This window comes from Dermatobacter hominis (assembly GCF_020715685.1).
Taxonomy (GTDB): Bacteria; Actinomycetota; Acidimicrobiia; order Acidimicrobiales; family Microtrichaceae; genus Dermatobacter; species Dermatobacter hominis.
Genome location: NZ_CP085840.1, coordinates 3,016,916 through 3,031,090 on the forward strand (window position 1 = coordinate 3,016,916; position 14,175 = coordinate 3,031,090).

The following is a 14,175-nucleotide window of genomic DNA, read 5'->3' on the forward strand; positions in this document are numbered from 1 at the left end:
GCCGAGCCCGGTCCGCTCAGTCGCCGTCGAAGAGGGCGCGGATGTCGTCGGCGTCCAGTGCGCCCGACAGGGCGTCGTCGCCCTCCATCACGCTCGAGAAGATCGCGGCCTTCTTGGCCTTCAGCTCCATGACCTTCTCCTCGATGGTCCCGGCCGAGACGTACCGGTAGACCATCACCGCGTTGCGCTGGCCGATCCGGTGCGCCCGGTCGACGGCCTGCGTCTCGGTCGCCGGGTTCCACCACGGGTCGAGGACGAAGCAGTAGTCGGCCTCGGTCAGGTTCAGCCCGAAGCCGCCGGCCTTGAGGCTGATGACGAACACGTCGACGTCGCCGTCCTTGAACGACGAGATCGGCTTCTCCCGATCGCGGGTGCGGCCGTCGAGGTAGGCGTGGGCGATCCCGGCCTCGTCGAGGCGGGCCCGGACCAGCCGCAGGTACCGGGTGAACTGGCTGAACACCAGCGCCTTGTGGCCCTCGGCGACGACCATCGACAGGTCGTCCATCAGCCGGTCGATCTTGGCCGAGCCGACGTCGCTGTCGGCCTCGTCGACCAGCACCGGGTCGAGGCTCAGCTGCCGCAGGATCGTGAGCGACTTCAGGATCTCGAACCGGTGCTTCTGCACGTCGTCGACGAGGCCGAGCACCTTCTGGCGCTGTCGCTGCAGCTGGGCCTGGTAGATGCGCTGGTGGCGCGGGCCGAGCTCGATCTCGACGGTCTGCTCGGTCTTGGGCGGCAGCTCGGTGAGCACCTCGTCCTTGGTCCGCCGGCGCATCAACGGCGCCACGCGCTTGCGGAGCGTGGCCAGCCGTTGGGGCGCCCGCCCGCTCTCGATGGGCTTGCGCCACACCTCGGAGAACCGCTTGGGGTCGGGGTACAGGCCCGGCGCGGTGATCGACAGCAGCGACCACAGGTCCATCAGGCTGTTCTCGATCGGCGTGCCGGTGATGGCCAGCTTCATGTGGGCGTCGAGCCGGCGGGCGCACTGGTACGCCTTGGACTGGTGGTTCTTGACGAACTGCGCCTCGTCGAGGACGAGGACGTCCCAGTCGACGGCGGCGTACTCGTCGAAGTCGAGGCGGAACAGCGCGTACGACGTGACGACGACGCGGGCGTCGCGAGCGGCCTCGGCCAGCGAGATGCCGCGCTTCGCGTGCGTCTGCTTCACCACGTGGACCGCGACGCCGGGCGCGAACCGGTCGGCCTCCCGGTGCCAGTTCTCGACCACGCTCGTGGGGGCCACGACCAGGAACCGGGCGTCGGGATCCGACTCGAGCACGTGCAGGAAGAGCGCCAGGGTCTGGACGGTCTTCCCGAGCCCCATGTCGTCGGCGAGGATCCCGCCGAGCCCGTTGGCGTGCAGGAACGCCAGCCAGTCGAGGCCCTCCTGCTGGTAGTGCCGGAGGGTGGCGGAGAGGCCCGGCGGCGTGGGCACCGGGGTGGGCGCCTCGAGGTCCTGGAGGCGGGCGACGCGGTCCTTCCACCGCACCGACTGCGACGCGACGACGCCGAAGGTCGTCAGCTCGTCCCACCAGCTCGTCTGGTACGGGTTGATGCGCACCGGCCCGTCGCCGTCGGCGTCGACCAGGGACCGGGCCTCGTCGATCAGCTCGCGGAGGCGGTCGAGCTCGGGCCGGTCGAGGTCGATCCACGTGCCGCTGTCGAGCACGAGGAACGGCTCGTCGCGGCTGAGCGCGGTGAAGAGGCGTGAGAACTCGACGGGCTCGTCGCCGACGGTGACCCGCACGGACAGATCGAACCAGTCGTTGCCCTCCTCGGCCGGGTCGTCGACGTGCAGCTCGATGAGCGGGTCCTCGGTGGCCTCGCGCAGCGTGGGCGCGTCGCCCGAGACCTCGACCGCGACCTGACCCCGCTCGAGGAGCCACGGCACGACCTGCGCGAAGAGGATCACGGTGTCGACGCCGCCGGCCTTGAGGTCGGCGGGACGTCCGACGACGTCGGTCAAGCGATCGAGCAGGTCGGTGGGCAGCTCGAGCTTGTCCATCAGCTCCCGCTCGGCGGCGCGGTCACGACCGACGCCGAGCGGCGAGAGCAGCGGGTGGTCGGTGCGGCGGACGCCCCGGCGGTAGCGGGCCACCCACTTGAGCGAGGCCTCGTCGACGCTCTCGTGACGGATGACGGCGACGATCCCCTCGAGCTCGCTCGGTTCGATCGTGACCGAGCCGTCGGACGAGCCGACGGTCGCCATCTGCGACAGGCGGGGTTGGTAGACGTCGAACAGCTCGTCGACGTCGTCCTCGGGGACGTGCAGGGCCCGCCCCTCGATCAGCGGGACGATCGTGTGGTGGACCGGCTTGGCCAGCGGGATGAGGCCGATGTCGGAGCCGTCGGTGACGACCACGCCCGTCGGCGGTCGGCCGATCAGGACGGTCTTGCCGGGAGCCCCGGCGATCGGTCGGCCCTCGTGGGTGAGCGACGCGGTCAGCGTGATGCCCCCGTCGCCGGCCATGCGGAGGTCGACCTGCGCCTCGGCGGGGACGGCGGCCAGCGTGACGACGCCGCCGGGGTGGTCGGTGATCAGCTGCACGCCGGCGTCGACCACCCGCCGCAGCGCGGCCCAGACCGTCGGCCCGAACCGGTCGAGCGGTTGCGCGCCGCCCCGCCGGGCCCACCCGAGGTCGGAGTTCGCCGCGGCCAGGGTCCGGATGGCGGTCAGGTGCTCGGGCACGACGTCGCGGACGGGTTGGTCGTAGCCGGCGACGATGTCGTTCCATGTGGCGCCGCTCTTGATCCAGCGTCCCTTGGCGCCCATCCGCATGGGCTGGACGACGACCTGGAGGACCGGGACGCCGTTGCGGTGGTCGTGCACGACGTGCGTGCCGAACTCGAGCGCGAGGGGGACCTGGCCACCCGGCTCGGCCTCGATCCCGGCGAGCGCGAGCCGCCAGTCGGGAGCGAGCCGGCCCAGGTTGCCCCGGCCCTGGGCCTGGGCGCTGGCCGACAGCGCCTGCTGGCGCATGACGGCGAGCAGCACCGCCACGGCGTGCTTGCAACCGCCGCCGAGCGGGCAGTCGCAGACGTCGGTGACGAGGAGGCCGCGAGGGCCGTCACGCCAGGTGATCTCGGTCAGGTAGGGCCGGGTCCGGGTGCCCTGGACGTCGGCGACGGCCCAGCCCTCCTCCAGGTCGAGGAGGGTGACGCGGCCCTCGGCGGCGTAGCGGACGCCTCGCTGGATGGACGCGTCGTCGTAGGCCGCGAGCGCCGTGGCGCTGTTCAGTTCGAAGCGACCGTTCCCCTCCATGGACCTCCGAACCTACCGATGTGGTCGGACAACTCCGTCGTCGGGTGGGCCCCCGACTGAGACGGCCCGAGACGCGCCACGGGGGCGGCGCACCGGATGATCCGGCGCACCGCCCCCGTCGCTGGTGTGCGTCAGAAGCCGATGGCTGTGGTCGGCAGCGGGATGTTCACGATCGGCGGCAGCGGGAGGATCAGGTCGCCGGTCGGCAGACCGAGCACCCCCAGCCCGACGCCGTTCAGCTGGAACGTCGGGTCCTGGATCGTGATGGTCCGTGCGGTGAGGTTCAGCGTCACGGCCTTGAGGAAGACCGTTGACGGCACGATGACGTCGACCTGGACCGGCACGGTGAGCCCCAGGCACGACAGCGTCACGGTCGACAGGGGGATCCGCAGCTGCGGGATCGTCACCACCACGTTGGGGACGGTGATGATCGGGTTGTTCGGGTCGACCCGGATGCCCGGGATCGTCACGGTGGCCCCGACGATGCGGAAGCCGGGCGGCTGGTAGCCGATGTTGCAGATGCCGAGCGGGATGTTGGTCGCCGGCGGGCGGACCTCGATCGGCGGGAGCGGGATCGTCAGCGGCCCGAAGTTGACGTCGATGCCGCCGGGGCCCGCCGGCGCCGACGGTGCGGCGCATGCGCCCGTGAGGAGTGCGGCGGACGCGACGAGGGCGAGGGCGGGGCCACGGAGCCACCGCTTCTTGCTCCGACCCACCTTCGATCGCCCGGGTGAGCCGTCCTGAACTGCTTGCATCTGGGTTTCCCCCCTGTGCCGTCGGTCTCCCCCGACCGAGCGTTCAGATACCCCACGCCACTCCGGCGCATGCAAGAAATCGGAACCTGTTTCAGTTGTGCGCTCGGTGATCGCGTGTGCCGACGGAAGTGGCCTGGCGCCCTCAGCCCTCGGGCGGCCGCATGCGCGACAGGACGTGGTCGAGGCCCATCCCGAACAGCGGGAAGATCGGCCAGGTCGCCGCGAACGTCGACGTCGCCGGGTCGGTCGTGAGCTCCAGGCGGTGGGGCGACGCCAGCATCACGAGGTCCACGACGAGCCGTCCGGCGTCGTCGGTCGCGGCGCTGGTGGCGATCGGGTGGTCGGGCACGTCGGTCCACGACGAGGTGAGCGGGACCCGGATCGAAGTCTCGCCCTCGTGGATCGAGACGTGGCCGTCGCCGACCTCCACCTCGGTGATGCTGAAGTGGCTCGCGGTGCCGTCCTCGACCCGGACGAACCGGCCGGGCGTCGCGCCGGTGGGGGCGAGCGGCGAGCCGGTCCGGTCGGCCGCGGTGCGGATCCGCAGGCCGGTGGTGCGGTCGATGACCGCCTGGTCGCCGCTCGGGTCGGGCTCGCTCCCCGCGTCGAGCGCGGGGAGCAGGTGCTCCCACATCAGGTCCATGAACGTCTGCATCGGCTCGGTGTGGGAGAAAAAGGCGACGACGGCGTCCTGCTCCGGCAGCACGACCATGTACTGGCCGTACGCGCCGTCGCCCCGGTAGCCGTGCTGGTTCCGCCACAGCTGGAACCCGTAGCCCTGGCTCCAGTCGGGCTCGGGCCGGTGCCGGTTCTCGATCTGCACCGACGACGCCTCCTCGACCCATCCGGACGGCAGCACCTGCCGGCCCTCCCAGATGCCGCCGTCGAGGTGCAGCTGGGCGAAGCGGGCGATGGCGTCGAGGTCGGTGAAGACCCCGGAGAAGCCGAGGTCGATGCCGGGCTGGTACTGGTACCAGCGGAGGTCGCCGACGCCGATGGGGTCGAGGACCCGTCGGCGCAGCTGGTCGACGAGCCGCTCGCCGGTGAGCCGCTGGACGATCGTGGCGAGGGCGAGCACCGGCGTCTGGTTGTAGGCGAACCACGTCCCGGGCTCGTGCTGGGGCGGGAGGTGGAGGAACGCCCGGACCAGGTCGTGCGGGTCCGCCACCAGGGCGTCGAGCAGGGTCTCGTCCTGGTGGCCCGACGCCATCGACGCGATGTGGCGGATCGCCATCCGTGCGGTCCGGTCGTCCACGCCGTCGGCCTTCTCCGGAAGGTGGTCGACCACGAGGTCGTCGAGCGACAGCAGGCCGTCGCCGACGGCGAGGCCCAGGGCGGCGCCGGTGAACGACTTGCTGAGGGAGTAGCAGAGGCGGATCTGCTCGGCGCGATGGGGGGCCCAGTACGCCTCGAGGACCCGGTGGCCGTGGCGGTGGATGATCAGGCCGTGCGGCTCGATGACGGGGTCGGCCTCGATCGCGTCGAGGAACGCGACGAGGCGGGCCGGGTTGATGCCCTGGGCGGACGGCGTGGAGGTGGGGAGGGTCACGGCCCGCAGTCTGCTCCCGCACCCGGGTCCGCAGTGGCCGGTGGCTCTCCCGCGACCGCTCCGCCACACTGGTGACGTCCGGAGTGGCCATGTGGGGAGGTGTCCGGTGCGTGCAGTCCGCTGGGTGGTGCTGGTCGTCCTCGTGGTCATCGCCGCGTCCTGCGCGGCCCCGCCGCCGCCACCGGCGACCGGTCCCGAGCTGCGGGTGATGACCTTCAACATCCACCACGGCGAGGGTCCGGACGGCATCGTCAGCCTGGACCGGATCGCCGCGACCATCCGGGCGGCCGACGCCGACGTGATCGGCCTGCAGGAGGTCGACCGGCACTTCGCCGAGCGCAGCAGCTTCGTCGACCAGGCGACCTACCTGGCCGAGGCGCTCGAGATGGACCTCGTGTTCGGGGCCAACATCGACCTCGACCCGCTCGTCGTGGGGCAGCCGCGTCGGCAGTACGGCACCGCCATCCTGAGCCGCCTCCCGCTGACGGCGAGCGGCAACACGCTGCTGCCGAGGGCGCCGACGAGCGAGCAGCGCGGCCTGCTCCACGCGTCGGTGACCGTCGAGGGCACCGACGTCACCGTGTTCGTGACGCACCTGCAGCACGACTCGCCGACCGAACGGCTGGCGCAGGTGAACGCCATCACCGCCGAGCTCGATGCGACCGGCGGCAACGTCGTGCTGCTCGGCGACCTCAACGCCGAGCCGGGCAGCCCGGAGATCGAGCACCTGGTCGACACCCTGTCCGACGCGTGGACGACCGGCGGGTTCGGTCCCGGCTACACGTTCTCGAGCGTCCTGCCGTTCAAGCGCATCGACTACGTGATGAGCTCCGACGGCCTGGTCGCCCGGACCGCGGCGGTGCTGACCTCCGACGGCTCGGACCACCTCCCCGTGGTCGCCGACGTGGCGCTGCCGCAACCGCTGCCGGTGTAGGCCTGACGTCGTCGGGGTCTCGCTCGGCCGCCGGGCCGGGGCGTTCGTGTGCGAGATCGGCCCGCGGCGGGCGCTCCTCACACGAGAAGGCCCGACGGATCGAACCGGATCGCCGGCGACCGGTCGCGGGTCGAGGGCGGCAAAGGCGCTGCGTGGGCCGGAGGGCTCGGGCGTAGGGTCGTCGCCGGCTCCGGCAGAGCGGGGCATCCGTCGGAGCGGAGGTGATCGGGTCCGATGTCGGTGATCGAGGTCGAGGACCTCCAGAAGTCGTACGGCGACGTCGAGGCCGTGAGAGGGCTGAGCTTCTCGGTCGAGGAGGGTGAGATCCTCGCGGTGCTCGGCCCGAACGGGGCCGGCAAGACCACGACGGTCGAGATCCTCGAGGGCTACCGCACGCGCGACAGTGGCAGCGTGGCCGTGCTCGGTCTGGACCCGGCCCACGGCGGCACCGAGCTGCGGGGGCGGATCGGGATCGTGCTGCAGGAGTGCGGCGTCGACCCGTTCCTCACCGTGTCGGAGGTGCTGCGCAAGCACGCCGAGTACTACCGGCACCCGCGGGACGTGGACGAGGTGATCTCGCTGGTCGGGCTCGACGAGAAGGCCGATGAACGGGTCAAGCGGCTGTCGGGCGGCCAGCAGCGGCGGCTCGACGTGGCGCTCGGCCTGATCGGCGACCCCGAGCTGCTGTTCCTCGACGAGCCGACGACCGGGTTCGACCCCACGGCGCGGCGCCAGGCGTGGGAGATCGTGCGGAACCTCGGCGAGCTCGGCAAGACCGTGCTGCTGACCACTCACTACATGGACGAGGCGCAGGCGCTCGCCGATCGCGTGGTGGTGATCGCCGGCGGTCGCATCGTGGCCGAGGGGACGCCGCAGTCGATCGGTGGCCGGGCCGAGGCCGACGTGACCGTCGAGTTCCGGCTCCCTCCCGGCGTCGGACCGGCCGACCTGCCGGTGGCGGTCGAGTCGACGTCGGACGGCATGGTCGGGCTCACGACCTCCGAGCCGACCGAGGTGCTGCACCTCCTGACCTCGTGGGCGCAGGACCGACCCGACCCGTTCGAGCTCGAGGGGCTGACGGTGGCCCGGCCGTCGCTCGAGGACGTCTACCTCGCCCTGACCGCGAGCGAGCCGGAGGACGCACGGTGACGGCGCCGCTGACGACGCTCGGTCGCCAGGTCGGCTGGGAGCAGCGGTCCTACTGGCGCAACCCCGCCGCGGCGGCGTTCACGTTCGCGTTCCCGCTGCTGTTCCTCGTGATCTTCGTGGCGCTCAACGGCAACAGCCGGGTGTCGCTCAGCGGCGGCGACGTGCGGTTCGCGCAGTACTACGTGCCGGCGATCGTCTCGTTCGGGTTGATCTCGGCCTGCTACACGAACCTCGCGTTCACGATCTGCAACCGGCGCGAGCGGGGGCTGCTCAAGCGGATGCGGGGCACGCCGCTGTCGCCGGGGCTCTACCTGGGCGGCGTGTTCGGCAACGTGCTGGTGGTCGCCGTCATCCTGACCGGGCTGGTGATCGCGCTCGGGCTGCTCTTCTACGGGGTGACGTGGCCCGGTCGGTACCTGGCGCTCCTGGCGGTGACGGTGACCGGTGCGTTCTGCTTCAGCGCGTTGGGCGTCGCGGTCTCGACGTTCGTGCCGAACGAGGACGCGGCGCCGGCGATCATCAACTTCATCCTCTTCCCGCTGCTGTTCATCTCCGGCACCTTCGGCGAGGTGGCGTCGGACTCGTTCCTCGGACGGCTCGCGGCGATCTTCCCGGTGCGGCACCTGATCACGTCGATGGTGGCGGTGTTCGACCCGTTCGTGACGGGGACCGGGGTCCGCTTCAGCGACCTGGCGGTGATGCTGGCCTGGGGCATCGCCGGCGTGATCGTGTCGCTGCGCCGCTTCCGGTGGGAGCCGTACCGATAGGTCGGTCGGGCGTGGGCCGGCGGGCGTCGCGCCTGTCGTAGCGTCCGGGGCATGAGCCGACCGAAGCAGCGCAAGGGCGGCCGCGTCACGCCCAAGAAGGACGGTGCCGCTCCGCGTTCGTCGGCGGGCGTGCCACCGCCGTCGGTGCCGTACGGCACCTACAACGACGCGCCGCTGTCCGACGAGTGGCAGGAGGCGTCCGACGACGGCGAGCTCGCCGACGGCATCCAGGGGTTGATCGCGGCGGCCGGCGACGCGATCGCGAGCGGGCACCCGGCCGAGCTCCTCGTGCTGACCTCGTCGGTGGTGGCGGCGGTCGGTGACGGCGAGATCCCGGGGGAGGACGCATCTTTCACGTGGGCGTCCGTCGTCGACGAGCTGTCCGGGTCGGTGCGGCCGGAGACGACGGCGCTCCTGTACGCGCTGCGACCGCTGGCCCCGGAGGAGTACGGCTGGGGGATCACGGCCGAGCTCGCCCGGCGCAGCACGCCGGGCCTGCCGGCCTGGATCTCGTCGATCGGCGAGGTCGAGGTGACCGGCGTGAGGCTCCATCCGGAGTCGACCGATGAGACCGACGTCTTCGTGTTGACCCGGTGGCCGACCGGTCAGGAGATGACGTTCATCGTGAACGTCGCCCGCCGGCCCGAGCCCGTGGTGCAGGACGCCATCCTCGCTCCGGCGGACGTGACCGCGCTCCCTGTCGCGACCGAGGCGCAGGCCCCGATGGAGCTGGTCGAGGTGGACCTCGCCGATGCTCGAGCGTTCCTCGAGGCGGCGGCGCAGCGGTGGGAGTCGACGACGATCGACGAGGAGACCGAGGACTGGCCGTCCACCCGACCGCTGCTGCGGTGGCTGCTGTCGACGCTGCCCGAGGGCGGCGAGGAGCGCTGGCCCGGCCTCCAGGCCTGACGCTCGATCGGACCCGGGCGGCGGTCAGGTCCGGCGCTCGAGCAGCGCGACCGCGACGCCGACGAGCGCGAGGAGGCCGCCGAACCACGGGTGGCCGACGGCGACCAACGCACCGCCGACGGCCAGGAAGAGGATGATCTCGACGACCAGCCGCGCCGGATCCGGCAGCTGGTGCGAGGCCTTCGGCGCGATCCACAGCCCCCACACGACGGCGACCAGCACCGGACCGACGAACACGAGCGGCCATGCGATGGACCAGCCCGCCACCGCCGCTCCTGCGAGCAGCGCGAGCTCGGTGCCGAAGCGGACGACGTCGAGGCCGGTGACCGTGGTGTGGGCGGGTTCGTCCATCGGACGCCAGCTTGGCCCGACCTCGACGGCATGCGCATCGATCGGGAGCGCAGCGGCCCCCGGCTCGTCACCGCTCGTCGCGCTGGTGCTGCCCGAGATCGAGGAGGACGATGTTCCGGTGGGAGCGCTCGTGGTCTCCGGCGTGTGCAAGCGCTTCGGCCGGACCACGATCCTCGACGGCGTCGACCTGACCGTGGCCCGGGGCGAGGTGGTGGCGCTCACGGGAGAGAACGGCGCGGGCAAGTCGACGCTGATGCGCATCTGCGCCGGGCTCGAGCGGGCCGAAGCCGGCACCGTGTCGGTCGACGGGCGCATCGGCTACTGCCCGCAGATCCCGGGGCTGTTCGAGCTGCTGACCGCCGAGGACCACCTGGTGATGTTCGGTCGGGGTGCGGGCATCGGACGGACCGAGTCGCTGGAGCGGGGGCGGGCGATCCTGGAGGAGTTCGACTACCCGCTGCACGAGCGGACGGTCACCCGTGACCTGTCGGGCGGGACCCGTCAGAAGCTGAACCTGGCGCTGGCGCTGCTTGCCGATCCGACGGTGCTGCTGCTCGACGAGCCGTACCAGGGCTTCGACCGGGGGACGTACGTGAACTTCTGGGATCACTGCGCGGTCTGGCGCGAGCAGGGCAAGGCCGTCGTCGTGGTGACGCACATGCTGGCGGAGCTGGAGCGGGCCGACCGGGTGGTGGAGCTGCCGGCGCACCCGTCGCGTTCGGCCGGCCGGGGGAGCCGGTGATGGACGCGATCCGCCGCATCGGGATCATGGCCGAGATGCACGGCCGGGACCTGATGCGCCGGCACGCCGCGCTCGGCCTGCTGGTGGCGCTGCCGCTGTGCTTCTACCTGGCGTCGATGGGCTCGGGTTCGAGGGCGGTGGTGGCCGGCGGGGTGGGCATGGCGTTCTCGGTGTCGGGGGCGACGCTGTTCTCGCTGCTGTCGTCGGAGGAGGTCGACCAGCGGCTGGTGCTCGGCGGGTACCGGCCCCTGGACCTGCTGCTCGGGCGGCTCGGGTTCCTGGCACCGCTCGGCCTGGCGATCGCCGGGCTGTTCAGCGTGCTGATGCTGACCGTGTCGCACCCGTACCGGCCGTGGCTGGCGTGGTTGGGGGTGTCGGCGGTGGCGGTGCAGGCGATCCCGTTCGGCCTGGCGGTCGGGGCGGTGGTGCCGAAGGAGCTCGAGGGAACGCTGGTGCTGATCGGCGTGGTCGGCATGCAGCTGGCGGTCGAGCCCGACAACGCCGTGGCCAAGGCGCTGCCGTTCTACGGGCCGCAGCAGGTGATCGAGTCGAGCCTCACGTCGGCCGGCGGGCCGATCCTGTGGCCGCTGCTGCTGACCCTCGGCTACGGCCTGGTGCTCATGCTGATCGCCAGAGCGTTCTTGGGTCACCGCCTGGAGGTCGTCCACCACGAGCGAGAGCCGGGCTGACGTCGCCCGGTCCGGGCTCCTGACCCCCGTGCGGCAGCGGAACTGTCGCACGGAGGTCGGGCCCGTCCACGGGTCACGCAGCGCAGCCGAGCGATCCCCACCGTTGCTCGTAGCGCCTCCTCCACCACAGCTGGTGGAGGAGGCGGAACGGGGCCGGGATCTTGACCGCGGCCACGTCGAGCGCCGCCTCCGGGGAGGTGTCGATGAGCCACGACACGAGGAGCCCGATGTCGCGGAGCGGGGTGTGCCGTTGGAGCATCCGCTCGAAGTGGCGGTGATCCTCCTCGGAGAAGGTGGTGAGCCAGACCGGCAGCGCACGCTCCTCCTCGGTCCTGAGGTGCTCCTCGAGGCTGGCCCGGAGCTCGCCGGCGAGGTGCAGCGATCCGGGGACCGCCTTCACCAGGCGGTCGAGCTCCACGTGCTGGCGCTCGAGCAGCGATGTGGTCATGTCGAAGCCGGGCCGCCGTTCCTCGAGCATCGGGAACAGCAGCTCGTCCTCGGCGGCGTGGTGGTGGGCGATGACCCGGCCGAGCAGGCGGGCCCGCCGTTCGGCGGTGGCGAGGTCGCCGTGGTCGACGGCGCACGCCACTGCGGAGGCCTCGGTGCGCAGGGCGAGGTGCATGCCCATGAAGCCGACGACGGCGCCGGGCAGCTGCAGGTCGGGGATCATCGGTCCCACCGCCCCTCGGTGCCGTTGGCGACGCGGCTGCCGGTGCCGACCAGGGCGGGTGCCGTGGTCGACGGCTCGGTGTGCACGCCGGCGGTGATCGGCTGATCGTCGGGGTCGACCGTCTCGGCGGCTCCTCCGTTGTCGGCCGACGCCTCGTCGGGATGCTCGAGGGTCACCGTCGGCAGGATGCGGTCGAGCCACGACGGCAGCCACCAGTTGGCCCTGCCGAGGATGGCCATCGACGACGGCACCAGCACCAGGCGGATGATCGTGGCGTCCACGAGCACCGCGGTCGCCAGTCCGATGCCCATCATCTTCACGGTGACGCTGGGCGACAGTGCGAAGGCGACGAAGACCGAGATCATCACGAGCGCGGCGCACGTGATCACCCGGGCGGTGGCGCTCAGGCCGTCGACCACGCTGCGGTGCGGGTCGCCCGTCCGGTCGTACTCCTCCCGGATGCGGGAGAGCAGGAACACCTCGTAGTCCATCGACAGCCCGAACACGATGGCGAAGACCATGACGGGCACGAACGCCGTCACCGGCACGGGGCCGTCGAGCCCGAGCAGCCGAGCGCCCCAGCCCCACTGGAACACCGCGACCAGCACACCGTAGGCAGCACCGATCGACAGCAGGTTCATGATCGCCGCCTTGAGCGGGACCACCAGGGAGTGGAAGAGCACGACGAGGAGCACGAACGACATGAGCACGACGGCGCCGATGAACACGAGCAGCCGGGACGAGAGCCGCTCTGTCAGGTCGACGAGCACCGCGGTGGGACCGGTGACGTGGGCGCTCGCGCCGGTGGCCTCCGTGGCGGCGGGCAGCGTGTCGTCGCGCAGACGGTCGACGAGCTCGGTCGTCCGGGGTGACTCGGGGCCGGTGGTGGGCACGACGGTCACCACGGCGGTGTCGCCCGCCGCGTTGCGCTCCGGCGGCAGGACCATCGCCACGCCGTCGGTGCGCCCGAGCTCGTCGGAGAGGTGGCTGAGCACCGCGTCGTCGGCGGAGCGGTCGCCGGCGACACCGGTGAGGTCCACCGCCACGACGATCGGGCCGTTCGCACCGGGGCCGAACTCCTCCGCGGTCAGGTCGTAGGCCCGCCGCTGGGTGGTCGAGGTGGGTTCGTTGCCGGCGTCGGCCCACCCGAGCCGCAGCCCGAGAACCGGCGCGGCCAGGAGCAGCAGCACGACGAGACCGAGCGATGCGTAGCGCACCGGGTGGTGACCCACGTGGTCCGCCCATCGGGCCGCCAGCGGGGCGCGACCGGTGGCGCGACCCCGCCGCTCGAGCCGCCGCTCATGCCGGGTCGTCCGGAGCCGGTCGCCGGACAGGGCCAGCAGCGCCGGCAGCAGGGTGACGGCGGCGGCGACGCTCACGGCGACGACGATCGCGGCGCCGAAGCCGATGCTGGCCAGGATGGGCACGTCGACGAACCACAGGCCGCAGATGGCGACGACCACGGTGCCGCCGGCGAAGACGACCGCCTTGCCGGCGGTGGCAGTGGCGATGGCGGCGGCGGTGCGCACGTCGTCGCCGGCGACCAGGCGCTCCCGGTGCCGGGTGAGCACGAACAGGGCGTAGTCGATGCCCACACCCAGGCCGACCATCGCCGCGATCATCGGGGTGACCGTGGAGACGTCCATGGCCCCGGCGAGCAGCATGATCCCGCCCATGCCGACGAGGAGCGAGGCGACCGCCACCAGGATGGGGAGGCCCATCGCCAGGAGCGAGCCGAAGGCGACGAAGAGCACCACGGCAGCGACGAGCAGTCCGATCATCTCGCTGTTGCTCGAAGGTGGCGACGCGTTCTCGGGGACCTCGCCGCCGAACTCGACCTGGATGCCCTCGCGCTCGGCGACCTGCGCGGCCTCCTCGAGCCCGGCAAGGGCGTCATCGGGTGCGACGTCGGTGACCGGCGCGTCGTAGGCGACCCCGATCACCGCAGTGGTGCCGTCGGCGTCCACGCTCGGCGCGGCCGGGTCGAACGGGTCGCTCACGGCGACCACGTGGGGGAGGGCTGCGACGCGGCCGATTGTCGAGGCGATCGTCAGCCGGTCCGAGGTGATCCCCTCGGGCCGGTGCACCACGATCCGGGCGGTGGCCCCGCTCTGGTCCGGGAACCGTTCGGTGAGCAGGTCGTTGGCCACCTGCGAGTCGACGCCGGGGATCGTGTAGTCGTCCTGCGGGCTGCCGCCGACGACACCGGAGGCGACGAGGACGACGACGGCGGCGACGAGCCACGCAGCGATCGTCCGCCACGGGTGGCGAGCCGAACCGAGACCGGTCCGGTAGAGGAGCGATCGCTGGATCGGTCGGGTGGTGGTGGGCGGGGACATCGGTGACCTCCTTCGACGGGCCCGGCGGGGCGCCGGACGGATACGGTGTATCCGACAAT

At 72.0% G+C, this 14,175-nt stretch carries 12 protein-coding genes; 6 read left to right on the plus strand and 6 right to left on the minus strand.

The features are described from left to right. Positions 1-16 precede the first annotated feature (16 nt). The 3 genes from LH044_RS14355 to LH044_RS14365 all read right to left on the minus strand — a co-directional run bounded on the left by LH044_RS14355 (position 17) and on the right by LH044_RS14365 (position 5,566). Positions 17-3,262, minus strand: a complete 3,246-nt coding sequence (locus LH044_RS14355; protein ID WP_227756271.1) for a DEAD/DEAH box helicase — start codon at positions 3,260-3,262, stop codon at positions 17-19. Positions 3,263-3,393: 131 nt separating this feature from the next. Beyond that, positions 3,394-3,978, minus strand: a complete 585-nt coding sequence (locus tag LH044_RS14360; protein ID WP_227756272.1) for a hypothetical protein — start codon at positions 3,976-3,978, stop codon at positions 3,394-3,396. A gap of 181 nt (positions 3,979-4,159) precedes the next feature. Continuing rightward, a complete protein-coding gene (locus tag LH044_RS14365) occupies positions 4,160-5,566 on the minus strand; it encodes a serine hydrolase domain-containing protein (RefSeq protein WP_227756273.1) in 1,407 nt (468 codons plus the stop codon). Between the two features lie 106 nt (positions 5,567-5,672). Between LH044_RS14365 and LH044_RS14370 the strand changes: the two genes are divergently transcribed. The 4 genes from LH044_RS14370 (at position 5,673) to LH044_RS14385 (ending at position 9,325) form a co-directional block, all read left to right on the plus strand. Then, positions 5,673-6,500: an endonuclease/exonuclease/phosphatase family protein gene (locus LH044_RS14370; protein WP_227756274.1), complete on the plus strand. Its 828-nt coding sequence runs from the start codon at positions 5,673-5,675 to the stop codon at positions 6,498-6,500. Positions 6,501-6,734: 234 nt separating this feature from the next. Further along, positions 6,735-7,649: an ABC transporter ATP-binding protein gene (locus LH044_RS14375; RefSeq protein WP_227756275.1), complete on the plus strand. Its 915-nt coding sequence runs from the start codon at positions 6,735-6,737 to the stop codon at positions 7,647-7,649. Next, positions 7,646-8,416: an ABC transporter permease gene (locus LH044_RS14380; protein ID WP_227756276.1), complete on the plus strand. Its 771-nt coding sequence runs from the start codon at positions 7,646-7,648 to the stop codon at positions 8,414-8,416. Before LH044_RS14375 ends, LH044_RS14380 begins: the two co-directional genes overlap by 4 nt. A gap of 51 nt (positions 8,417-8,467) precedes the next feature. Further along, the gene (locus LH044_RS14385; protein ID WP_227756277.1) at positions 8,468-9,325 is read left to right on the plus strand and encodes a hypothetical protein; all 858 of its coding nucleotides are present in this window, start codon (positions 8,468-8,470) and stop codon (positions 9,323-9,325) included. Positions 9,326-9,349: 24 nt separating this feature from the next. Here LH044_RS14385 and LH044_RS14390 read toward each other — a convergent pair whose 3' ends face one another. Further along, the gene (locus LH044_RS14390; RefSeq protein ID WP_227756278.1) at positions 9,350-9,676 is read right to left on the minus strand and encodes a YrdB family protein; all 327 of its coding nucleotides are present in this window, start codon (positions 9,674-9,676) and stop codon (positions 9,350-9,352) included. 118 nt (positions 9,677-9,794) lie between these two features. Between LH044_RS14390 and LH044_RS14395 the strand changes: the two genes are divergently transcribed. Further along, positions 9,795-10,418: an ATP-binding cassette domain-containing protein gene (locus LH044_RS14395; RefSeq protein ID WP_227756279.1), complete on the plus strand. Its 624-nt coding sequence runs from the start codon at positions 9,795-9,797 to the stop codon at positions 10,416-10,418. Next, positions 10,418-11,107, plus strand: a complete 690-nt coding sequence (locus LH044_RS14400) for an ABC transporter permease (protein ID WP_227756280.1) — start codon at positions 10,418-10,420, stop codon at positions 11,105-11,107. Before LH044_RS14395 ends, LH044_RS14400 begins: the two co-directional genes overlap by 1 nt. Positions 11,108-11,180: 73 nt before the next feature. Here LH044_RS14400 and LH044_RS14405 read toward each other — a convergent pair whose 3' ends face one another. After that, positions 11,181-11,777 carry a hemerythrin domain-containing protein gene (locus LH044_RS14405; protein WP_227760109.1) on the minus strand — a complete coding sequence of 199 codons (597 nt, stop codon included), beginning with the start codon at positions 11,775-11,777 and terminating at the stop codon, positions 11,181-11,183. Next, positions 11,774-14,116, minus strand: a complete 2,343-nt coding sequence (locus tag LH044_RS14410) for an MMPL family transporter (protein ID WP_227756281.1) — start codon at positions 14,114-14,116, stop codon at positions 11,774-11,776. Before LH044_RS14410 ends, LH044_RS14405 begins: the two co-directional genes overlap by 4 nt. Positions 14,117-14,175: the final 59 nt, after the last annotated feature.